The 22340-nt window shown below is 61.7% G+C and carries 16 protein-coding genes; 7 read left to right on the forward strand and 9 right to left on the reverse strand.

Going from position 1 to position 22340, the window contains the following annotated elements:
• Positions 1-1017 carry a deoxyribose-phosphate aldolase gene (gene deoC, locus DI396_RS09830; protein WP_407936306.1) on the reverse strand — a complete coding sequence of 339 codons (1017 nt, stop codon included), beginning with the start codon at positions 1015-1017 and terminating at the stop codon, positions 1-3.
• A 437-nt stretch (positions 1018-1454) separates the two neighbouring features.
• On the opposite strand from deoC, the gene DI396_RS09835 reads away from it, so the two are divergent.
• The 4 genes from DI396_RS09835 to DI396_RS09850 are packed head-to-tail and all read left to right on the forward strand — an operon-like array spanning position 1455 to position 5392.
• Positions 1455-2384: a metal ABC transporter solute-binding protein, Zn/Mn family gene (locus DI396_RS09835; protein WP_204362826.1), complete on the forward strand. Its 930-nt coding sequence runs from the start codon at positions 1455-1457 to the stop codon at positions 2382-2384.
• Entirely contained in the window at positions 2381-3250 is an 870-nt protein-coding gene (locus DI396_RS09840; protein ID WP_110796022.1) for a metal ABC transporter ATP-binding protein, read from the forward strand. Before DI396_RS09835 ends, DI396_RS09840 begins: the two co-directional genes overlap by 4 nt.
• A gap of 1 nt (position 3251) precedes the next feature.
• Complete coding sequence (locus DI396_RS09845) at positions 3252-4466, forward strand: metal ABC transporter permease (protein ID WP_110796023.1); 1215 nt, start codon at positions 3252-3254, stop codon at positions 4464-4466.
• A complete protein-coding gene (locus DI396_RS09850; RefSeq protein ID WP_110796024.1) occupies positions 4463-5392 on the forward strand; it encodes a metal ABC transporter permease in 930 nt (309 codons plus the stop codon). The genes DI396_RS09845 and DI396_RS09850 overlap by 4 nt, the downstream gene beginning before the upstream one ends.
• Positions 5393-5476: 84 nt before the next feature.
• Here DI396_RS09850 and DI396_RS09855 read toward each other — a convergent pair whose 3' ends face one another.
• Both DI396_RS09855 and DI396_RS09860 read right to left on the reverse strand, forming a co-directional pair.
• Positions 5477-6259 carry a 2-dehydro-3-deoxygalactonokinase gene (locus DI396_RS09855; RefSeq protein WP_110796025.1) on the reverse strand — a complete coding sequence of 261 codons (783 nt, stop codon included), beginning with the start codon at positions 6257-6259 and terminating at the stop codon, positions 5477-5479.
• A gap of 129 nt (positions 6260-6388) precedes the next feature.
• The gene (locus tag DI396_RS09860) at positions 6389-8143 is read right to left on the reverse strand and encodes a SulP family inorganic anion transporter (protein ID WP_110796026.1); all 1755 of its coding nucleotides are present in this window, start codon (positions 8141-8143) and stop codon (positions 6389-6391) included.
• 316 nt (positions 8144-8459) lie between these two features.
• On the opposite strand from DI396_RS09860, the gene DI396_RS09865 reads away from it, so the two are divergent.
• The 3 genes from DI396_RS09865 to cueR all read left to right on the forward strand — a co-directional run bounded on the left by DI396_RS09865 (position 8460) and on the right by cueR (position 15210).
• On the forward strand, positions 8460-12086 hold the full coding sequence (locus tag DI396_RS09865; RefSeq protein WP_110796068.1) for a hydantoinase B/oxoprolinase family protein: 3627 nt from the start codon (positions 8460-8462) through the stop codon (positions 12084-12086).
• A gap of 110 nt (positions 12087-12196) precedes the next feature.
• Positions 12197-14812 carry a heavy metal translocating P-type ATPase gene (locus DI396_RS09870; RefSeq protein WP_268876844.1) on the forward strand — a complete coding sequence of 872 codons (2616 nt, stop codon included), beginning with the start codon at positions 12197-12199 and terminating at the stop codon, positions 14810-14812.
• On the forward strand, positions 14809-15210 hold the full coding sequence (gene cueR / locus DI396_RS09875; RefSeq protein ID WP_110796027.1) for a Cu(I)-responsive transcriptional regulator: 402 nt from the start codon (positions 14809-14811) through the stop codon (positions 15208-15210). The genes DI396_RS09870 and cueR overlap by 4 nt, the downstream gene beginning before the upstream one ends.
• A 66-nt stretch (positions 15211-15276) precedes the next feature.
• Here cueR and gap read toward each other — a convergent pair whose 3' ends face one another.
• The 6 genes from gap to DI396_RS16615 form a co-directional block, all read right to left on the reverse strand.
• Entirely contained in the window at positions 15277-16302 is a 1026-nt protein-coding gene (gap, locus tag DI396_RS09880) for a type I glyceraldehyde-3-phosphate dehydrogenase (protein ID WP_110796028.1), read from the reverse strand.
• A 161-nt stretch (positions 16303-16463) separates the two neighbouring features.
• The gene (locus DI396_RS09885; RefSeq protein WP_110796029.1) at positions 16464-17540 is read right to left on the reverse strand and encodes a DUF1513 domain-containing protein; all 1077 of its coding nucleotides are present in this window, start codon (positions 17538-17540) and stop codon (positions 16464-16466) included.
• Position 17541: 1 nt separating this feature from the next.
• Complete coding sequence (locus tag DI396_RS09890; protein WP_235851810.1) at positions 17542-18633, reverse strand: imelysin family protein; 1092 nt, start codon at positions 18631-18633, stop codon at positions 17542-17544.
• Positions 18634-20244 carry a di-heme oxidoreductase family protein gene (locus DI396_RS09895; protein ID WP_204362831.1) on the reverse strand — a complete coding sequence of 537 codons (1611 nt, stop codon included), beginning with the start codon at positions 20242-20244 and terminating at the stop codon, positions 18634-18636.
• An 86-nt stretch (positions 20245-20330) separates the two neighbouring features.
• The gene (locus DI396_RS09900) at positions 20331-21614 is read right to left on the reverse strand and encodes an imelysin family protein (protein ID WP_110796072.1); all 1284 of its coding nucleotides are present in this window, start codon (positions 21612-21614) and stop codon (positions 20331-20333) included.
• A gap of 444 nt (positions 21615-22058) precedes the next feature.
• A partial coding sequence (locus tag DI396_RS16615; protein ID WP_204362827.1) for a hypothetical protein occupies positions 22059-22340 on the reverse strand: 282 nt, incomplete at its 5' end.

A 22340-nucleotide genomic window follows, 5' to 3' on the forward strand; every position in this document is an offset into this window, starting at 1 on the left:
TTATCCCATTGGATGGCGGTAGGCGGCGGAATAGGCGCCGGTGATATGGTGTTCGATTTGACGCTCGATATCGCCCAAGAGAGACGAGGCGCCAAACCGGAAGAGATCGGGCGACAGCCACCGGTCGCCAAGTTCTTCTTTGATCATCGACAGATAAACCAATGCATCCTTGGCCTTGGAAATTCCGCCTGCGGGCTTGTAACCAACGCGTGCGCCGGACCGCTCGTGATATTCGCGTATTGCGCGGATCATCACCAAGCTGACGGGCAGGGTGGCATTGACGCTTTCCTTCCCGGTGGAAGTTTTGATGAAATCGGCGCCGGCCATCATGCAAACCAGAGAGGCGCGCGCGACATTGCGCAGGCTGCCAAGCTCCCCCGTGGCCAAAATCGCTTTTACATGCGCTGCGCCGCAGGCCGCACGAAAGGCGCGCATTTCGTCATAAAGCGCCTGCCAATTGCCGGTCAAAACATGGCGGCGCGAGATCACGATATCGATCTCTTTGGCGCCTGCCGCGACACTGGCTTCGATCTCTTTCACCCGTAAATCAAAGGGAGACAGTCCCGCCGGAAATCCGGTGGACACGGCGGCGACGGGAATACCTGTCCCCTCCAGCGCTGCGACCGCAGGAGCGATCATTTCGTGGTAGACGCAGACCGCGCCTGTTGTCAGCCCCTGCATATCCAGCGCCTCCAAGAGGTCGGGTCGCAAGGGTTGCCGCGCTTTGGCGCACAGTCGCCGGACGCGGCCGGCCGTGTCATCGCCCGACAAGGTGGTCAGGTCGATGCAAGTCACGGCCTTAAGAAGCCATGCGGCTTGATATTCCTTTTTGACCGAGCGGCGGGTGCCGAGTTGCGCCGCGCGCCGTTCGATTGCGGATGTATTGGCCTGCGCGCGCATCACCCAGTCAAGGTCGAGGTCCATACCCGGATTGCGCGGTTCGACGGTCTGGGGGAGGTGCATCGGCGTGCTGCCCAAACAGCTGTCCGGCGCGGTCTTTGCAGTCTTTTGCGTCATCTGGCCCTCGCCTTCGCCCTCGTCGATTGGCGCAGTCCATCGCGCCCTGTGCACAGACCCGTTCAGGCCATATTTGTCAGGGTGTCACGGGGCCGCATTCTTGGCAAGTCGCGTCCCGGTGCGGGTCGCGGAGTTTTGCCGCTTCGGGTCGTCTGGTAACGCTCTCGGGGGTCATAGCGACGGTGATTGCGCAAGTTGCCTATTACAGGGGCAAATTCACTTGGGTCAGAGCGATTTGAGAAAATTGTCTGGTCTAGTTGCGAATTATTCGCATTTTGGTTGACGAAGTTGAGAATCATTCGCATATATGTCGCATGAAACAGCGAAAAATACCGATAGCGACGCGCCGCCACATGCTGACCTTGATGTCAGGGGCAGCAGGCTATGCTTTGCTGGGCGCGCGATCTTCATTTGCGGCGGAAACAACTGGGACGCAGATGGTCCCGCAAAATCGCTCACAAACAGAGCCGGACCCCCGCAGCACGCCGCTTGCCGTTGTGGCGACCACCGGCATGATCGCCGATGCGGTGACGCAGATCGCTGGGCCATTTGTCCAGGTGCGCGGGTTGATGGGGTCGGGCGTCGATCCGCATTCCTATCGCCAGACCCGCAGTGATATCGTTGCCATGGTGCGTGCGGATTTGGTGCTTTGGCATGGGTTATATCTCGAAGCACAGATGGAAGAGTTTTTGCTTAAACTGGGTCACCGGAGGGCGGCGGTGGCAGTGGCTGAATCCCTGCCGGCATCTGTTTTGATGCCCTATGGCCAATATGAAAACCGGTTTGATCCGCATGTCTGGATGGCCCCGATGTTATGGGCGGATGTTATCACCGCAGTCGAGGCGGCGTTGATCGCCGCGATGCCGCAGCACGCCGAGGCATTGGCCCAAGCGGCCGCCCGTCACCGCGCCGAGATCGCCGCGTTGCACGGCTATGCCACGGCCGCGTTGGACCAGATCCCCGATGCTGCCCGCGTTCTGCTCACCGCTCATGACGCCTTTGGCTATTTTGGCCGCGCCTACGGGTTGGAGGTGATTGGTATCCAAGGCATATCGACCCAAAGCGAGGCCGGATTGAACCGCATCGGGCAATTGGTCGATATGTTGGTCGCCCGCGATATTCGTGCCGTTTTTGTCGAAAGCTCGGTGTCGGATCGCAACATTCGCGCTTTGATCGAAGGGTGTGCGGCGCAGGGGCATCGGTTGGCGATTGGCGGCGAATTGTTCTCGGATGCGATGGGCCCGCCCGGCACCTATGAGGCGACTTATATTGGCATGCTCGATCATAACATTACCACCATTGCCCGTGCTCTGGGGGCCGACGTGCCGCCGCGCGGGATGAATGGCCAATTGGGAGGTCACGCATGACCCAGAACGATATACCTTCAATGGCGCAAAGATCTGACATTGCCACCGCCGCATTGGCGATCCGTGGCATGACGGTGTCTTACGGTGAGAAACCAGCGGTGTTCTCCGTTGATCTGACTGTGCCGCGCGGTGCGATGATGGCCATTATCGGTCCCAATGGCGCGGGGAAATCCACCTTGCTCAAGGCGGCGCTTGGCGTGGTGCCTACCCTCTCGGGCGAGGCTTACGTGTTCGGCAAACCCTTGGCGCAGATGCGGGCGCGCATCGCCTATGTGCCACAACGGGCGTCGGTTGATTGGGATTTTCCGGCCCGTGTGATCGACGTGGTTGCGATGGGGCTTTACCGCGAGTTGGGCTTGTTGGGGCGGATGACGGGGGCGCACCGTGCCCGCGCGGCCGAGAGTCTTGCACGTGTCGGCATGTCCGATTTTGCCCATCGCCAGATCGGTCAACTTTCCGGCGGGCAACAACAGCGGGTGTTTCTGGCACGTGCGCTGGCGCAAGAGGCCGATCTATATTTGCTTGATGAACCCTTTGCCGGTGTCGATGCCGCAACCGAAAAAGCGATCATTGCGGTGCTGCAAGCGTTGAAAGACCAAGGCAAGACCGTCGTCGCGGTGCACCATGATCTGGCCACGGTGAAGGATTATTTCGATCATGTCTTCCTGATCAACAAATCCCGGATCGCCGAGGGACCGGTCGAGGCGGCGTTCACGCCCGACAACCTGCAAAAAGCCTATGGCGGGCGCCTCGTTACGGCGCAGCTCGATCCCGCCTCGCAGATCACCCCTGTGGTGCCGCCGCGCAAGGATCTCGCGTCCGGCCTTGCGCCCAAGGGGTCTGGCACTGTCGGCGGAGCGGGTTGATATGACGGAGCTGTTCGCCGCTTTGAGTTTGCAAATGGGGTATAATGCGACGCTGGTCGCGGTGGGTGCGGCGCTCTTGGGCGCGGCGGCCGGGGTGACCGGCACGTTTTTATTCCTGCGTAAACGCGCGTTGGTCAGTGATGCAATCAGCCATGCGACATTGCCGGGGGTCGGCATCGCCTTCATGGTCATGGTGGCGCTTGGGGGTGAGGGGCGTAGCTTGATCGGTTTGATGACAGGATCGGCGATTTCGGCGGTGCTGGGCCTCTTGTGCGTTGGCTGGCTGACGCGGCACACGCGGCTGTCCGAAGACGCCAGTATCGGCGCGGTGCTGTCGGTGTTCTTTGGCTTTGGGGTGGTTCTGTTGACCGTGATCCAGACCATGAGTGCCGGACGACAAGCCGGATTGGAAAGCTTTTTGTTGGGCGCGACAGCGGGGATGTTGCGATCCGAAGCGGTGGTGATCGCCTTGGGCGGGTCATTGGCGGTTGTGTTGGTGGTGCTCTTGCGCCGGCCGATGACATTGGCGGCCTTTGATCCCGAATATACCGCAGGCGCCGGCTGGCCTTTGGCGCGGATTGATTTTGCCATGATGGGGTTGGTGACGGCCGTGACTGTGGTGGGGCTGAAAATCGTCGGGTTGATCTTGATCGTGGCGCTGTTGATCATTCCGCCGGTCGCGGCGCGTTTTTGGAGCGCCCGGTCGGGTCATGTCGCCGCTTTGGCGGGGTTGATCGGCGGGATTTCCGGCTTTGTCGGCGCGGCAATTTCTGCTTCTGCGCCCAGCCTGCCAACCGGGCCGATCATCGTCTTGGTTGGCTCGGCGATTTTCGTGGTCTCTTTGCTTGTTGCGCCGGAGCGCGGGGTTTTGGCGACACTCGTGCGGCGGCAGAGGTTTCACCGCGCGGTGCATCTGCGGCAGGGGCTGCTGTCACTGGCCAATGGTCAACCGATTTATGAACCGCTGACGCGGCGATTGTTGCAACGAGAAGGATTGCTGCGCGGCGACGGGGTGCCCACGGCCGCAGGCAGCAAAGCCGCATCAGAGATGGGCCGGGACGAGCAGCGTTGGCAGATTTTGCGCGCCGATCCCGCATTGGAAAGCGCTGCGGCGCAATATGACGGGTTGACCGATGTGGGCGCGGTTCTTACCCCCGATCAGATCGCGGCGATTGACGCAAAATTGCCCCGTGCCACGCCGGAGGTGATGCCATGAGCGGCGCAGAATTTGTTCCCCTGTCCCTGACCCCGCTGCTCATCGGCAGTTTCGCCGCAATGGCTTGTGCGCTTCCGGGAAACTTTCTGGTGTTGCGCCGTCAGGCGCTGATCGGTGATGCGATCAGCCATGTGGTTCTGCCCGGCATCGTCGTGGCATTCTTGTTGACCGGTATGGTGGCCACATGGCCAATGATGTTGGGCGCGGGGGGCGCGGCCCTGATTGCAGTTCTGTTGATTGAAGCCGTGCGCCGCATCGGCCGGATCGAGCCGGGCGCAGCGATGGGCGTTGTGTTCACCACCATGTTCGCCGGCGGGGTTTTGTTGCTGGAGCTTTCGGATACCTCTTCGGTGCATTTGGACGTGGAACACGCGCTTTATGGCAATTTGGAAAGCTTGATCTGGCTTGACGCCTTCGGGTGGCATTCGCTGTTTGAGGCCGAAGCACTGCGCGGAGTGCCGCCGGAGCTGTGGCGTATGGCGGCGGTTCTGGTTGCGGTGATCGGATTTATCGCGCTGTTTTGGCGGGCGCTTGCGATCTCCAGCTTTGACGAAGGGTTCGCCCGCACGCTTGGCCTGCGCACAGGCGCGTTGGGCGGGGCATTGGTGGCGGTCTCGGCCATTGCTGCGGTGGCGGCCTTTGATGCGGTTGGCTCGATCATCGTGATTGCAATGTTCATCTGCCCGCCCGCCGCCGCGCGGATGATGACCAACCAGTTGGGCCGTCAAGTCGCATGGAGCATGGTATTTGCCGTGACCTCGGCAGTGCTTGGATATGTCTTTGCCGGCTATGGCCCGCTTTGGCTCGGTTTCGATAATTCGGTCAGCGCGGCGGGGATGATCGCGGTCGTGTCAGGGATCATCCTTGCACTTGCAGCGCTCTTTGGTCCGCACCGCGCCCGCAGAGGTGCGCCTTTGGCGGGATAGGTTGCCGCACATTATCCGCCGCGCGGGTTGCGGTAGGCTGTCGAAGTGCACGGCATGGAGAGGTGCGCTGCGCCGAGGCCGCGCTCAGGCCACCGGGTTCAAGCAATCGTGCAGCGCAATAAACCCGTTTTGCGCCATTGCATCGGCATCGGTTTCGGTCACCGTCAATCCCTGCGCCGCCAGCGCAGCGCGATAGGCGCTGGCGCTGCGCCTATCTGCGATCAGGGCAAGGTTCTGTCCCAGCCAATAGGGTTTGCTGGCCGACAGTTCCGCCCCTAACAGATACCCTGCAATCGCCGCCTCATCGCCGGTTAAATCGGCGGATGACAGGTGCGCGGCCAAGGCTTCGGGCCGCGATTGGCTGTTGGTCAACGCCTTAATATCCGGCGCGGCGTCGCCCAAGGGGGCACCAAGGTTGGCCGCCAGCATCGGGGTGAGGAAACTGATCATACTGACCGCTTCGCCTGCGCTTAGATGCACCCAATGACTGCGCCCGTCTATGACAAGCAACACCACCCCGTCCCAATCAGGGTTCAGCGCCAGAAAACCGGCGATGCGCAGTCTTGCCGAAGGGGACAAGATCGCGGCAGGGGCGGTCTGTTCCATCCCGTTCAGGCTTGGGTTCTTTGTCAAATCTGCCGCGTCCGGCAGGATCGCCGCCGGCAGGGCCGTCAGCCCATGTGCGCTGTCGTCGGCCACAATCGCAGGCATTTTGGCAGGCACGCCCAGATGCTCCATCAGGCGGCTTGCCGTGTCGCCGGCGGCCTGACCAAGCGTGCTGCGCCCGCGATAGGCCCAACCGGTAAATGTGCCAGAGCCATGGCGTAGAACGCCAATCCATTCGGGGAAAGATGTTGTGCTTTGCATGCGCCACAGGTAGCCGCCGTGCGGGCCAAAATCAATGCCGCCGATACCGGCGCCGGTAAGTCACCACATAAACCGCGCAAGCGTGTATCTAACCGGCGTATATCTATACGTGCCGGACGCTTGCGTGGGTTATGCGGTGCCGTCTGCAGCCGTCTTCGGGGTCAAGGCCACAGCAGCATCATATTGCGATAAAAACACCTGCCCGGTCAGCTCCTTCAGGAACGGGCTGCGCGCCAATTTGTCCATCACCGGCCCTTTGACTTCGGACAGATGCAGCGCAATCCCCATGCCATTCAGACGGTGATTGATTTCTTCGAGGCTCTCCAACGCGCTCATGTCTATTTCGTTTACCGCTGAACACATCAACACCACATGTTTGATCGGCTGATCACAGACCACGCGGTCATATATGTAATCCTCCAAGAAACGCGCATTGGCGAAATAGAGGCTCTCGTCGATGCGGATCGCCAGAACGTCAGGGTGGGTTTCCACCGTATGACGTTTGATGTTGCGGAAATGTTGGGTGCCGGGAACGAGGCCGACCTCGGCAATATGTGGCCGGGAGGTTTTATAAAGGAACAGCAGGATCGATAGCGCCACGCCGGTTGAGACACCCACCTCGACGCCAGAGATCAGCGTGAGGAAGATCGTCGCAAACACCGCCGCAAAATCGACCTTGGAATAGGCCCATGTCTTGGTCAGGATCGAGAAATCCACCAAGGACATGACCGCCACAATGATGGTCGCAGCAAGGGTCGCTTTGGGGAGAAAGAACAAAAGCGGGGTCAGTAAAAGCGCAGCGAGCGCGATGCCGATGGCGGTGAAGGCCCCTGCCGCAGGGGTCTCGGCCCCCGCGTCGAAATTCACCACCGAGCGGGCAAAACCGCCAGTGACCGGATAGCCGCCCGATAGCGCGGCAGCGATATTGGAGGCGCCAAGGCCGACCAATTCCTGGTCCGGTACAATGCGTTGACGTTTCTTTGCGGCGAGGGTTTGGGCCACCGATACGGATTCGACAAAGCCGATGACCGAAATCAGCAAGGCCGCGACGAACAGCTGTGACCAGATGTCGGGGTCAAAGCTGGGCACGGTGAGCGGGGGCAGGCCGCTGGGCACGGCACCGACGATTTTGACGCCCGCTTCGTCAAGATTGAACAGCCAGACCGCCAATGTGGTGACGACGACGGCCCCGACGGGTCCGGCCTTGGCCAGAATATCTGCCAGACGCGGCGCCATCCCTGTGGCCAAAAGCGCGGGTTTGAGCCCCTTGCGGACCCAAAACAGGAACACCACCGTGGCCACACCGATGACGAGCGTGATGATGTTGGTCTGTGCGAGGTGCCCGACCAAGGAGGATAAGAGCTGGATCAGGTTGTGACCCTGCGCCTCAATGCCAAAGATATGTTTGAGTTGCGATGTGGCGATCAAAACGCCCGATGCGGTGATGAAGCCGGCGATCACCGGATGCGATAGGAAATTCGCCAAGAACCCCAACCGGAACACGCCCATCACCAACAAAATCACGCCGGACATAAAGGCCAACGTCACGGCCGCCAAAGCATACTCTGCCGTGCCTTGCAGCGCCATATTGCCCACCGCCGCCGCCGTCATCAATGAGACAACCGCCACCGGACCCACGGCCAATGCACGGCTGGTGCCGAAAATCGCATAGGCCACCAATGGCAGGATCGACGCATAAAGCCCCATCTGCGCCGGAAGTCCCGCCAGAAGGGCATAGGCAAGCGATTGCGGGATCAACATGATCGTTACGATGATTGCCGCAACCCCGTCCGAGGTGAGCGTCGCGCGGTTATAGGTCTTGCTCCACTGCAGAATCGGCAGGTGTCGTTCAACTTGGGCGCGGGAGGGGATCAGGCGGTTCATCAAAGGACCTTATCGAAGCGGTGCGTGCATGTCGCGGTGAGAAGAGATTTCTTATATATTCGGAAAATAAAATATGTAAAGAGCTGCGTAATCCGCGCAGCGTCTTCGGTCTAATGGTATCGGCATCCGAACCTGTGCCGGGATCGACTGGCAACAAGGCCGGAAGCGTAACGGTCTTAACCGGAATGCGCCCGGCTGGCCGGTATGTCAGACCCCGCGCGTTGACATTTGCGCCGGGGGCTGAGCAATTTGCGCAGGTGCCGCAATGGGTTTTGTCCCGCCGTTGGCGCAGGAGATTCATCACGGGGCTTTTGCTATGACCGATCGCAACACCGCATCACAGGCGCAGTCCATCACACCGCCCGCTTGGCAATTCTGGATTGATCGTGGCGGCACGTTTACCGATATCGTTGCGCGTCGTCCCGATGGGCAGATCGTGACGCATAAGGTTCTGTCGGAAAACCCCGAACGCTATAAGGACGCTGCCGTGCAGGGTATCCGCGATTTGATGGGGCTGGCGGCGGATGCGCCTTTTGCGGACGGGTCCATCGCCCATGTCAAAATGGGCACCACCGTGGCAACCAATGCGCTGCTTGAACGCAAGGGTGAGCGGGTATTGCTGGTGATCACCAAGGGATTTGGTGATCTTTTACAGATCGGCTATCAATCGCGGCCGCGCTTGTTTGATTTGCACATCAAGCGTCCTGAATTGCTTTATGAGCGTGTGGTCGAGATGGATGAACGCTTGGATGCCGAGGGCGGAGTATTGCGCCCCTTGGAGGAGGCGGCCCTGCGCACGGATTTGCAATCGGCGTTTGATGAAGGCCTGCGCGCCGTGGCGATTGCGGGACTGCATGGGTATCTCAATCCCGCGCATGAAACCCGCGCGGCCCGGATTGCACACGAGGTCGGGTTCACCCAAATTTCTACCTCGCATGAGGTCTCGCGCCTCGCCAAATTGGTCGGGCGTGGTGACACCACCGTGGTCGATGCTTACCTCTCGCCGGTTCTGCGCGGCTACGTGGATCAGGTCGCTGGCGCGCTTGATCTTGGCCGCGCCTGCGCGCGGTTGATGTTCATGCAATCCAGTGGCGGATTGACCGATGCGGGACGGTTTCAGGGGCGCGATGCGATTTTGTCAGGTCCGGCGGGCGGCATTGTCGGCATGGTCAAAACCGGCGAAGCCGCAGGGTACGACCGGTTGATCGGTTTTGATATGGGCGGCACGTCCACCGATGTCAGCCACTATGCCGGTGCCTATGAGCGCAGCTTTGAGACCGAGGTCGCAGGCGTGCGGATGCGCGCGCCGATGATGGATATTCACACCGTTGCGGCGGGGGGCGGCTCGATCTGCAGCTTCCGCGACGGGCGGTTTCAAGTCGGGCCGGAAAGCGCCGGCGCCGATCCGGGGCCGGCGTGCTACCGGCGTGGTGGACCGCTGACCGTGACCGATTGCAACGTGATGCTGGGCAAACTGAACCCGGATTACTTTCCCTCGGTGTTCGGCCCTGACGGGGATCAACCTCTTGATGCGGAGGCTGCGCGTGCGGGGTTTGCACGGCTGGCTGCCGAGGTCGCCGCCGCCACGGGACAACTGGCAATGCGCCCCGAAGATATCGCTGCCGGTTTCTTGCGCATCGCCGTCGACAACATGGCCAATGCGATCAAGAAAATCTCGGTCGAGCGGGGCCATGATGTGACCGGCTATACCTTACAATGCTTTGGCGGGGCGGGGGGACAACATGCCTGCCTTGTCGCCGATGCATTGGGAATGCGGCGGGTGATGTTGCATCCGCATGCGGGGGTGTTGTCGGCCTATGGCATGGGTTTGGCCGAAATCCGCGCCCTGCGCGAGGTGCAACATGACGGGCCTTTGGCCGACGTTGCGCCCGCCCGCGCGGGTTTGGAGGCCATCGCCGCCGAGGCCCGCGCCGAGGTCGAAGAGCAAGGCGCATCTTCCCCAAGGCTGCACCTGCATGCGCATCTGCGCTATGAGGGATCGCATCAACCGCTTGAGGTGCCCTTCGGCAGCGCCGATGACATGCGTGCCGCATTTGAAGAGGCCCATCGCCAGCGCTTTGGCTTTGCCTCGCCCGAGCGCGCGGTTCTGTTTGATATGCTCGCCGCCGAAGCCATAGGCCACGCCCCTGATGTGCCCGCCAACACCATGCCAGCCGGCGATGCACAGGCCGCCGCGATGGTGCCGCTTTATCTGGGGCAGGCATGGGGTGATGTGCCGCTTTATGACCGCGATACGTTGGGCCTTGGCACATGCGTTATCGGCCCCGCCGTCATCACCGAAGCCACCGGAACCAACGTGATTGAGGCAGGGTGGAGCGCCGCGCCCGACGAAGCCGGAAACCTGATCCTAACGCGAGACACTGCGGTCCCGCGCAGCGCGGCGGCGGGAACCAAGGCCGATCCGGTCTTGCTTGAGGTGATGAGCAATCTGTTCATGTCGGTCGCCGATCAAATGGGCGCAACCTTGGCCAATACCTCTTGGTCGGTGAACATCAAGGAACGGCTCGATTTTTCCTGCGCGATTTTCGATGCGCGCGGTGATTTGGTCGCCAATGCCCCGCATGTGCCGGTGCATTTGGGGTCTATGTCGGACAGCATCAAAGAGGTGATGCGCCGCAATCGTGATGTGCAGGACGGCGATGCGTTCATGCTCAATTCGCCGTTTTCGGGCGGGACACATTTGCCCGATGTGACCGTGGTGACGCCGGTGTTTGTGGGCGGGCGCGCGGCCTATTGGTTGGGCAGTCGCGGGCATCATGCCGACATCGGGGGCCGCACCCCGGGGTCCGGCCCGCCCGACAGCCGCCACATCGACGACGAAGGCGTGCTCATCGACAATATGCAAGTGATGAAGGGCGGCGCATTTTTGGAAGCCGCAGCACGCGATGTGTTGGCGTCGGGCAAATACCCCGCCCGCAACCCTGACCAAAATATCGCGGACCTCAAGGCGCAAATCGCCGCCAATGAAACCGGTCGCCGCGCGCTTTTGCAGATTGCGGCGCGCTATGGTGCCGATGTGATCACCGCCTATATGGGGCATGTGCAAGACAATGCCGAGGCCAGCGTGCGGGCCATTCTGGCCGATCTGCCGGACGGGCGTTTCACCTATCCGATGGACAGCGGCGCCAAAATAGAGGTTGCCCTTCGGGTGGACCGGACCGCCGGACGTGCCACGGTGGATTTCACCGGCACCTCGGCGCAGGACGCAGGCAATTACAATGCGCCCTTTGCGATTTGCCGTGCTGTGGTGCTTTATGTGTTCCGCACATTGGTGGGCAAGGAAATCCCGCTGAACGAGGGTTGCCTCAAACCGGTTGAGATCATCGCGCCCGAAGGCAGCATGTTAAACCCGCGTTATCCTGCCGCCGTGATTGCGGGCAATACGGAGGTCAGTCAAGCCGCCTGTAACGCGCTTTATGGGGCGCTGGGCGTGATGGCCGGATCGCAAGGCACGATGAATAATTTCATCTGGGGGAATGAGACCTTCCAAAACTATGAAACCATTGCCGGCGGCACCGGGGCGGGGCCGGGATTTGACGGATGCGGCGCGGTGCAAAGCCATATGACCAACACACGCATGACCGATCCCGAGATTTTGGAGAAACGCTTTCCCGTGCGGCTGGAGCATTTCGGCATCCGGCGCGGATCGGGCGGAGCGGGGCGCTGGCGCGGTGGTGACGGGGCCGAACGGCATTTGCGGATGCTTGAGCCGGTGACCGTAACCACGCTTTGTTCCCATCGCATTGTGCCGCCCTTTGGCGCGGCGGGCGGCGATGCGGGGGCGGTGGGTGAGAACAACGCGCAAATGCCGGACGGAACGCGGATCAGTTTGGAGGGCAACGCAGAAATTGACCTGCCTGCCGGCGGGCTTTTTGTGATGCGCACACCGGGCGGCGGCGGGTGGGGTCCTCAGGACACGTAGCCGGGATGGCAGAATGTCGCTTTAGGGCGGGCGGCATCCGGCACGCTATTGACCTTCCCACGACTGGAAGGACTATATGCCTGTCGAGATGATGCAAAAAGGCCGCCCCGATGCCCCACGATGATTCACAAACGCCCGCCCACACGGGCGATGACACGCCCCGTCACGTCGCCCCCGTTGGCGGGCACGATGCCGCAGAGCCGCGCAAGGCCTCCCGCGATGGGATCAGTTTTTCCATCGACGGAATGCATTGCGCAGGCTGCGTGGGGCGGGCCGAACGGGCTCTCGCAGGGACACCAGGCGTGGCGGAAGCTTCGGTTAATTTGGCCACCGAACGTGGAACCATTACCGCAAAGGCCGGTGTCGATGCGGCGGTTCTGACCCGGGATGTGGTCGCAGCTCTGACCAAGGCAGGATACCCGGCGCGCACCCGTGAGGTTGTATTCGATGTTTCGGGAATGAGCTGCGCCTCTTGTGTCGGACGTGTCGAAACCGCATTGCGCGGCGCCGAAGGGGTGGTTGAGGCCACGGCAAACTTCGCCGCCGACACGGCGCAGGTGCGCTACCTTGAGGGGGCCACCGATCCCGCGCAATTGGCGCGGATCATTACATCGGCGGGATATGAGGCGCATCCGCGGGGCGCGGCGGATGGCGCTGGCGCAGAGGAAGATGCCGGCGCGGCGCGGCGGGATGCAGAATTGCGCCGTGCGGCATGGTCGGCAGGCGTGGCGGGGGCGTTGGCTCTGCCGGTGTTTGTGGTCGAGATGGGCGGGCATCTATTCCCGCCGTTCCATCATTTCCTGATGGGCCTTTACGGCCAGGACGCCCTTTGGATGGGGCAGTTTATTTTGACCACGTTGATTTTCTTATGGCCCGGACGGGTGTTTTTCATCCGTGGTATTCCGGCGTTGCTGCGCGGCGCACCCGAGATGAACAGCCTTGTCGCACTGGGCGCAGGTGCGGCCTATGCGTTTTCGGTGATCTCGCTTTTCGCGCCGGGCATTTTGCCCGATGGCGCGGCAGCGGTCTATTTCGAAGCGGCCGCCGTGATCGTGGCATTGATCCTTTTGGGGCGCTGGTTGGAAGCCCGCGCCAAAGGCCGCGCGGGGGCGGCGATACGGGCGCTGATTGCCTTGCGCCCTGACGTGGCCGAGGTCCGGCGCGGCGCAGATTGGACCGAAGTGCCGTTGAGCGCGGTCGTCGTCGGCGATCTATTGCGCCTGCGCCCGGGGGCGCGGGTGGCGGTCGACGGCGTGGTGCGCGCGGGCGAGAGCTATGTCGATGAAAGCATGATGACCGGCGAACCGGTGCCCGTTGCCAAAACCCAAGGCGCATCCTTGAGCGCAGGCAGCATCAACACGCAGGGCGTGTTGCAATACGAGGCCACGGCTGTCGGCGCAGATACGGCTTTGGCCAAGATCGTCGCCATGGTCGAACGGGCACAGGGCGGCAAATTGCCGGTACAGGCACTGGCCGACCGCGTGGTGCGGGTGTTCGTGCCGGTGGTGATTGCCATTGCCCTGCTCACTGTGGCGGCATGGATGATTTTTGCCCCTGCGCCGGCATTGGGGTCCGCATTGGTCGCGGGGGTGTCGGTGTTGATCATTGCCTGTCCCTGCGCGATGGGTTTGGCGACGCCGACGTCGATCATGGTCGGGACTGGTCGGGCGGCGGCATTGGGCGTCTTGTTTCGCAAGGGGGATGCGTTGCAACGCCTGTCTGCGGTCAAGGTTATGGCTTTTGACAAGACCGGAACATTGACCGAAGGCCAGCCTGATGTGCGTGAGGTCCTGTGTACAGCAGGTTTTGAGCGCGCCAATGTGTTGCGCCTCGCTGCCGCCGCTGAAAGCGGATCGGAGCATCCCGTCGCCCGTGCGATCCTGCGCGCGGCGAAAGGGATGGACCTACCCGAGGTAGAGGCCTTTCGCGCGGTGACGGGCGCCGGGATCGAGGCCGAAGTCGAAGGCCGCGCCCTGCGCATCGGATCGGCACGGATGATGGGTGAAGCGGGGCTGGACCTTGCGCCATTTGCGAAGGCCCTGGCGGAAAGCGACGCAGCGGGCGCCAGCCCCTTGTTCGTGGCGATTGACGGCGCTTTGGCGGCGCTGATCAGCGTTGCGGATGCGCCGAAACCCTCTGCGGCGGCGGCGGTCAAAGCGCTGCATGCGCGCGGCGTCAAGGTTGCCATGATCACCGGCGATGCACGGGCCGCCGCCGATGCTGTCGCCGCAGATCTCGGGATTGATCACGTCGAGGCGGAGGTGCGCCCCGAGGACAAGGCCGCCGCGATTGTGGCCCTGCGCGATCGCTATGGCGCGGTGGCCTTTACCGGTGACGGGATCAACGACGCACCGGCCTTGGCCGAAGCCGATGTCGGATTGGCCATAGGCACCGGCACCGATGTCGCCATAGAGAGCGCCGATGTGGTGTTGGTCTCTGGTGATCCTGTCGGGGCGGTCACGGCGCTTGATCTGTCGCGCAAAACCATGCGCAACATTCGGCAAAATCTGTTTTGGGCCTTTGCCTACAATGCCGCGCTGATCCCCGTGGCGGCAGGGGTGCTTTATCCGGCGTTCGGCGTGACGCTTTCTCCGATGTTGGGTGCGGGGGCGATGGCGCTGAGCTCGATCTTCGTGTTGTCGAATGCGTTGCGCTTGCGCCGGGTGACGCCGGTATTGACGGACGTGCCTGCCATATCCCCCATCGCGAAAGGAGAAGCTGCATGAACATTGGAGAGACCGCCGAAAAATCCGGCCTGCCCGCCAAGACCATTCGCTATTACGAAGACATCGGGTTGATCGCGCCACTGCGCAGCGCCAATGGCTACCGTGATTTTGGTGCGGCGGATTTGCACAAGTTGGCCTTCATTGCCCGGGCCCGTGCCTTGGGGTTTTCGATTGAGGATTGCCGCAGTCTTCTGGCGCTTTACGAGGATGCGGGTCGGGCCAGCGCCGATGTGAAACGTATTGCGCAAGAGCATCTTGGCCGGATCGAGGAGAAGATTGCGCAGTTGCAATCCATGCAGGACACCTTGTCGGATCTGGTGCAGGCCTGCTGCGGCGATCATCGCCCCGATTGCCCGATCCTTGGCGATCTTGCCGGGGCTTTGACGCGCAAGATTTAGGCGCGGGTCAAGAGAGCATTGCCTAGGCATGCCGACCCACGCGGTTTGGTGATTCCAGATGCCCGGTTAAGCCACAGCGCGCGCCGATTGCCCCACGGCCGCAAGCTTGGCCGCAGTATCGAGCATCCGGTTCGAGAACCCCCATTCGTTATCATACCAGCTCAGCACCCGCACCATGCCGCCTTCGGTCACGGTGGTTTGTGCCTCGGCAAAGATCGAACTATGCGGATCGTGATTAAAGTCACTGGAGACCAGTGGTGCGTCGGCCACGTCCAAAATCCCCGCCAACGATCCTGCGCGGGCCGCGCTGCGGACCGCAGCATTGACGGTTTCAACCGTGGCAGGTTTGGCAGGCATAAACGTCAGGTCGATGACCGAGACATTCGGTGTTGGGACCCGTATGGCCGATCCGTCCAGTTTGCCTTTCAGATGCGGCAGAACAAGGCTGACGGCGCGGGCGGCGCCGGTCGAGGTCGGTATCATCGACAGGGCTGCCGCGCGGGCGCGATAAAGGTCCTTATGCGCGGCATCCAATGTCGGTTGATCGCCGGTATAGCTGTGAATCGTGGTCATATATCCGGTTGTAATTCCGAAAGCATCATCCAGCACCTTGGCCACGGGGGCGAGGCAATTCGTGGTGCAAGAGGCGTTCGAGACAATCACATCATCGGCGGTCAAGGTGTCATCATTGACGCCGAAAACGATGGTCTTGTCGGCGCCGTCTGCCGGGGCGGAAATCAACACTTTGCCCGCTCCGTTTTCCAGATGCGCCGCGGCCTTGGTGCGGGTGGTGAAAATCCCGGTGCATTCAAGTGCGACATCAACCCCCGCCCATGGCAGTTTCGCCGGATCGCGTTCTGCGGTGACGCGAATACGGTGGCCGTTGATCACCAAATGATCGCCATCGACCGCGACATCGGCGTGAAACCGTCCGTGAACGCTATCATACTTCAATAGATGTGCAGTGGTTTCGATCGGGGTCAGGTCGTTGATGGCGACAATGTCCAAATCAGTGCGGTTTGATTCAATTAAGGCCCGCAGAACACAGCGGCCAATTCGTCCAAATCCATTGATGGCAAGTGTGGTGGTCATGGCAGTCTCCTCTGGCGTGACGAGTCATGCTAGCGCTAACATAATTTGGAGGTTTTGACCAGTGGCTATGGTGGAGGGTGCCGGTGGGCGGTGACGGGCGGTGTGCCTGCCATATGATATTTTAATGGACGACAGCTGCGCGCGTCGCGCCCATGCCTTGCTTAAAGGCGCACAAGATGGTTGTCGAAGGCCAGATTATGCCTGCTCTGTGGTGTGAGGTCCGTGCCGTGCAATGCGCCGACCGCGCCGGTGCCGCTGGTCACGATCAAGCCGCGCCCGTGTCGTGCCACGCCGCAGGCATCAATGGCCTCCACTGGCGCGCGCGGGCGCCCTGAGGTTGCATCAAACAGCAACACCCGCCCGCCGCGCGGGCAGGTCGCGGCGATGATTTCCGCCGTAGGATCAAACGCAATCGACCCAATATAGCCATCGACATCGCGGTGTAGCTCTGTTCCCGCATCCAAAAGCTGCACGGCCCCGCCGCGCCGATGGACCGCGACCAAAGGCGGCACCTCGGTCATGTCGCCTTGCCATTGCATACCCATAGCCACCGCGCCCGCCGCGTTCACGTCAATATGGCGGATCGAGTTTTGATGCAGGTCCGGTGCAAGTGCAGCCTGTTCCAACATCTCGCCTGTCTCGGAAATATAGCTTAGATTCGGGGCCATGGTGGCGAGGTTGAGCTTGGCGCGACCCGCCTCAGGATGGGTTTCGATGCCGCCATTCGCGACGATCAATGTGTCTGTTTCGGGCAGGCGGCTAATCTCATGCGGGCCAATGCCACCGCTTTCGAAATGGCCGATACGTTTGTATCCGTTCGCGGCATCCCACACGCCAATCATGCCGCGGGCCGCGTCATATTGGTTTTCGGTGGTATAGAGCCGCCGGGCATCCCGTGAAAACACGCCATGCCCGTAGAAATGAAACCCCACGGGGGCATGCAATTCGGTGGTTACTGCGCCGCGTGCACAATCGATCACCATGGCGAAATTGCCGGGGCGTCGGGCAAAAGCCACGACCTCGGGGCGTTTGGGATGCGCTGCTGCCGCGTGGCCTCGGGCGGGGAGGGGCAATTGAAATACCATGCCGCCGTTCGTTGCGAGCCCGCACAACACATATGCGCCGTCCGGCAACCGCGCCGCCGACAAAAACGCCGGACTGCCCGCGTCCGCCCATGTCGGGATCGGGGTTAGGGACGAGGCGAGCATCCCCGCCAGAAAAGCGCGGCGCGATGTCATATCAATCGCCGTCCAAGGCATTGAACCCTGCCGCCACGCCAAGGCGCGGCCCGAGCGATCCGCGCACCACAGCGCGGGCGGCCTGCACCGATTGTTGCAAGATTTCGATCTTGAGCCGTCCGGTCGGGTCGATCACACCCGCAAACACCGGATCGTCGAGATCCCCACCAACCGTCAAAGCATGTTCGAACGCCCCTGTAAGATCATCGCCAAGCGCAGCGTCATCGCCGGCCAATCGCAGCGCAAGATCTTCGAGGCTGGCCACCGAGAGCATCACATGCCGCCAGGACCGTCCCGAACGTCGGGCTTCGGCGCGGGTCGGGCGCGGGCGTTCAAAGCTGCCCAATGGCCGGCCCAGACGGGTATCGGCGGTGAACTCCAGTCCTTCGTTCAGCACCTTGTAGAGCACCTGCACCGCTTCGGTGCGGCTGCGATACCGCGGCCCGTCGGTCATCATTTCCTCTGCGTAGCTGTCTTGCCACTCGGCGAGGATCGCCGCCGAAGTTGCCGCGCTGTCGGCGCTCATCGCTTGGAGCAACGCACAGCGATAATCGGCATTGCCCGCAACAGAAAGCGTGTCATCAAAGAGCAGCGCCTCCATCGCATAGAACCCGCGCGCCGCGATCGACACCTCGGCGTAGGCCGCAGGGCTTTGCACGGCGGGATCTTCGGCGGCAATCATTGCAGCGATGCTGCGCGGGGTGGCTCCGCGCGTGTCCGGCCAAAAGGCCAAAGCAAAAGCGCGTGTGTCGGTTTCCGTCGGGCCAAACCGCAGGTGGCTGGCCGAGATCCAGGCATCAAAGGCCGCGTCGTAAGCGGCGCGCAACTCGGTGTCCTGTGCCGTGCAATGCGCGCGCGCCACATCCGCCAGATGCGCGGTGGTCTCAGCCAATGCGGCAAAGCGCGGCAGGATATGCGCGTCGATGACATCGGCCACACGCGCGGCTTTTTCGGCCTCGGACAGAACCGGTGGCGGGGTTTCCTGCGCGGGAGCAGGCCGCGCCGCAAGCATCATCATGGCGGCGAGGGCTGCGACGGCAAGGGTTGCGGCGCGAGGGGCTCGGGGCAGGTGTCTGGCAATCATGCGTGGCATTTAGAGGCTTTCCAAAAAGTGGATCAGATCGGCACGGGCATCTGCGGGCAAGCCAGCGACGGCATCGCGGGCAGGCTGCGCTTCGCCGCCATGCCACAGGATCGCTTCGAGCAGGTTGCGCGCGCGCCCGTCATGCAAGAATTGCGTGTGGCCACTGACCCGTTCCGTCTTCCCAATACCCCACAAAGGCGGCGTGCGCCATTCGCGGCCCGTTGCGCGGGCCTCGGGCATATGGTCGGCCAATCCCTCACCCATATCATGCAGCAGGAAATCGCTATAAGGCGCGACGAGTTGAAAGCTTTGCTCCGGTTGGTTCTTCAACCGATGGGTGACGAAACGCGGTGTGTGGCAGGACGCGCAGCCCAGATCAAAAAATACCTGCTTCCCGCGCAATACCTGCGCATCACCCGCATCGGGGCGGGCGGGCACGGCAAGATTGCGGCTGTAGAAGGTCACCAGATCGAGCGCGGCATCATCCACCTCGAAGCCGCGCGCATCCCCGTCACCATGCAGCGCAGCGCGGCAATCGGTTTGAGCTTCGGTGCAATCGCCCCAAGGATCAGGGTGCAGGGAAGATGACAGGCCCATGTCGCCGGAAAACGCCCCTGCGGATTGTGACCGGACAGTGGGCTTGCCTGCCTTCCATCCGAACCGGCCCAACATCGGGCGGTCAAACTCGCCGGACCAGACCACATTGGGGCGGCCTGAAATTCCATCGCCATCCGCATCGTCGGGGTCAGCCAAGGCCAGAATATCCGAGGCGGGAATGGCTTCGATCAATCCCAGGCCGATCATCTGCGGCGCCACGCGGGGGCTGATTTGGGCATCCTTATGCATGGGGCCGTATTGAAGATCGCTTGCCTTATATACTGGGCGGCGCCGCGATACGGTCTCGCCATCGGCGAGCCTGACGGGTTCTTCGGTATAGGTGATTTCCATCCGGCCTTCGCCCGCGTGGCCGGTGCTGGCGAAATCCTGGAACTGCCCGCCATAGGTCGGATCGGGAAGCGTGGCGATATACCCTTCAATTGCGGCATTGCGCGCATCGGCGTCTTCGGCCTGTGCATCGGGCAGAGACACAGGCACGGGCACGGCAATGCGCAAGAACATCGAAGTGGCCAAGTCATCCGGCCCCTCGGGGGGATGACCGCGCCCGTCTTTGAGGTGGCACCTTTGGCACCCGCGCGCGTTATAAATCGGGCCAAGCCCGTCAGACGCCAAGGTGGACGAGGGTGAGGCAACCCAGAGTTTGCGAAATAGACCGTTGCCCAGTTTGAAGCGCATCTCGCTTTCAAAGGGCATATTATTCGAAAACTGCGAAAACGCATCCGCGCCGGTGCGCAGCCGGGTGGTTGCGGCCCCTGCGGGGTTTTCCTCGAAGGCTTCGGGTTTGGTGAAATCTGTCGGAGGGGCCGTGACCGACGCGATGCGCGCGGCCTCGGATTCGGTGCGCGGCACGATATCGAGATGCGGCTCGGTGGTGGCGATCTCTTGCCAAAACGGCGATAGGCGCGCGCCCTCCGCGTAGGCCCCGCCGCCGATCAAAGCGGCGGCGAGGCTGGCAGGGAGGATGAGGCCGCGAGCGGACGTGGCATGGAGCGCATCGCACATCCGGCGGGTCATAGGGGTCGGGGCCTTCATGGTCTTCTCCTTAGGCCGCCGAACGGGCGGCGGTGTGTTCGGCTTGAGCCTGCGGCTTACTGGAAAACCGCATCGGGGTTGTCGAGGCTGTCGGAGCCTTCGAATGCAATGTTGTCGAGACCCAGAACCGTGACGGCCCGTTCGATGGAACGGGTTTGATCGACGAGGGCATTCACACCGCCCATGATCAAGGCTTCGCCGGCTTCATTGCCGCGCTCAAGCATCTGGTCATAAGCAAAGCCCGCTTCGGCTGCGGTTTTGATCTGGCCCAATGCTTTCATCGTGGCGCTCAGCTTGTTGCGCATTTCGGCATCCAACGCCGGATCGGTAGCCCGCACCATATCCGACAGCGACGGGCCGCTGACCTGACGGCCATCCGCGCGGGTGTACTGACCCAGATAGACGTTCTGCACGCCCATACCGTCATAGTAATGGCTGTTGTGGGTGTTATCGGAAAAACAATCATGCTCTTCCTCGGGATCGTTGAGCATCACGCCAAGACGCATCCGCTCGCCGGCCTGCTCGCCATAGGAAAGCGACCCCATGCCGGTTAGCATCGCTGCCAACGCCGCGCCATCGGTGCCAAGAGCCTCGCGCGCCGCGCCGCCTTGCGCCCATGCGCCCGCCATATATTCGAGGTCTGAAACCAACAGATCCGAAGCGGCGGCCAGATAAGCGCCGCGACGATCGCAAGGCGCGTTGGTGCAAGCGTCGCCAGTTGCATAGTCGGTCCAGGGCCGGTTGCCCGCACCGGCGGCGTGACCATTCAAATCCTGCCCCCAGAGCAGGAATTCAATGGCATGGTATCCGGTGGCGACATTGGCTTCGATCCCGTCGGCCTCATGCAGGGTTTCTGCGAGGAATGCGGGGGTGATGTGCGATGCGTCCACCTCTTTGCCTGAAAGCGTAAAGGCCGGTGTTGCGATGACATTAAGACCGCCCAGAGCGTTTTCGTCCGTGGCCCCGCCATAGGAGGCATCGACATAGTCAATCAAACCCTCGTCTAAGGGCCATGCGTTGACCTTGCCTTCCCAATCATCCACCAGCGCATTGCCGAACCGGAACACTTCGGTCTGTTGATAAGGCACGCGGGCCGCCAACCATGCGGCACGCGCGGTTTGCAGGGCTTCGGCAGAGGGCGCAGCAATCAACGCATCAATCGCAGCATCCAGTGCCCGCGCGGTGATCAGGCTGTCTTCGTAGCTGGCCGCAGCAATCGCGGCATAGGTATTGGCGACGGCGGCGCTATCGGGTGTGGTGTCGGCGGATACGGCGAGCGGCGCAGCGCAAAGCGCCGCCGCGATCACGGCGCGGGTGTTGATCGAAATACGAGGGGTCATCATAGGGCAGGCTCCAAATGGGGTCTCTAGTGTCGGGCTGCGCGACTGCGGTGGCTGGACGGTGAATTACCCGACTTATTTACTCGGTTAAAGCGCGATTCCGCAAGGGGGCATCTGCCCTATGGTGTGGCAGGGCATCGGTGGTGCGGGAGCGAGCTATATATATTGTATACGTGTCTCCCGTTTGGCTGCGACTGGTGGCGGTGTGGCGGGTGCACAGAGGGCAGCCGGTGCAGAGGAAGAGATGCGCCCGCCAAAGCGGGCTTCGTATCTGTCCCATCCAATATGATTCCCCGAATTTGGCGTCGCGAGTCGCAAATCGGCCCGAACGCCGAGTCGAACCCATAGCGATTCCGCCTCAAACGCGCCTTAAACGGCACCGTTGCTTCGCTTATGCACGGTCAGGCTGTCTTTGAGCGTATATCGGTCACGCCCAGTGTCTGTTTAAGCCTCGGATTCGCGCGTAATCTGGCGACCAGCAAAGAAAATACGCGAGGCGGTCAAAATTTTTGCATAGGCAAAACGCCTTATTTTACTAGGGTATTCGGTCCTGTTAGCGCCGAAACGATCATGGTAGCCGAAAGAAATGACGGTTTTGCGAAAAAACCACTTGCGGGATTTGTTTGATAACACTAGAACCCCCTTCACCGGCAGCGACGATACGCTAACGGGGCGCCAGACGGGGCGGACGGGACGGTCACAGAGGTGGCGGAAGCGGACGGATAC

The sequence above is a fragment of the Litorivita pollutaquae genome, from assembly GCF_003205515.1.
Classification (GTDB): domain Bacteria; phylum Pseudomonadota; class Alphaproteobacteria; order Rhodobacterales; family Rhodobacteraceae; genus Litorivita; species Litorivita pollutaquae.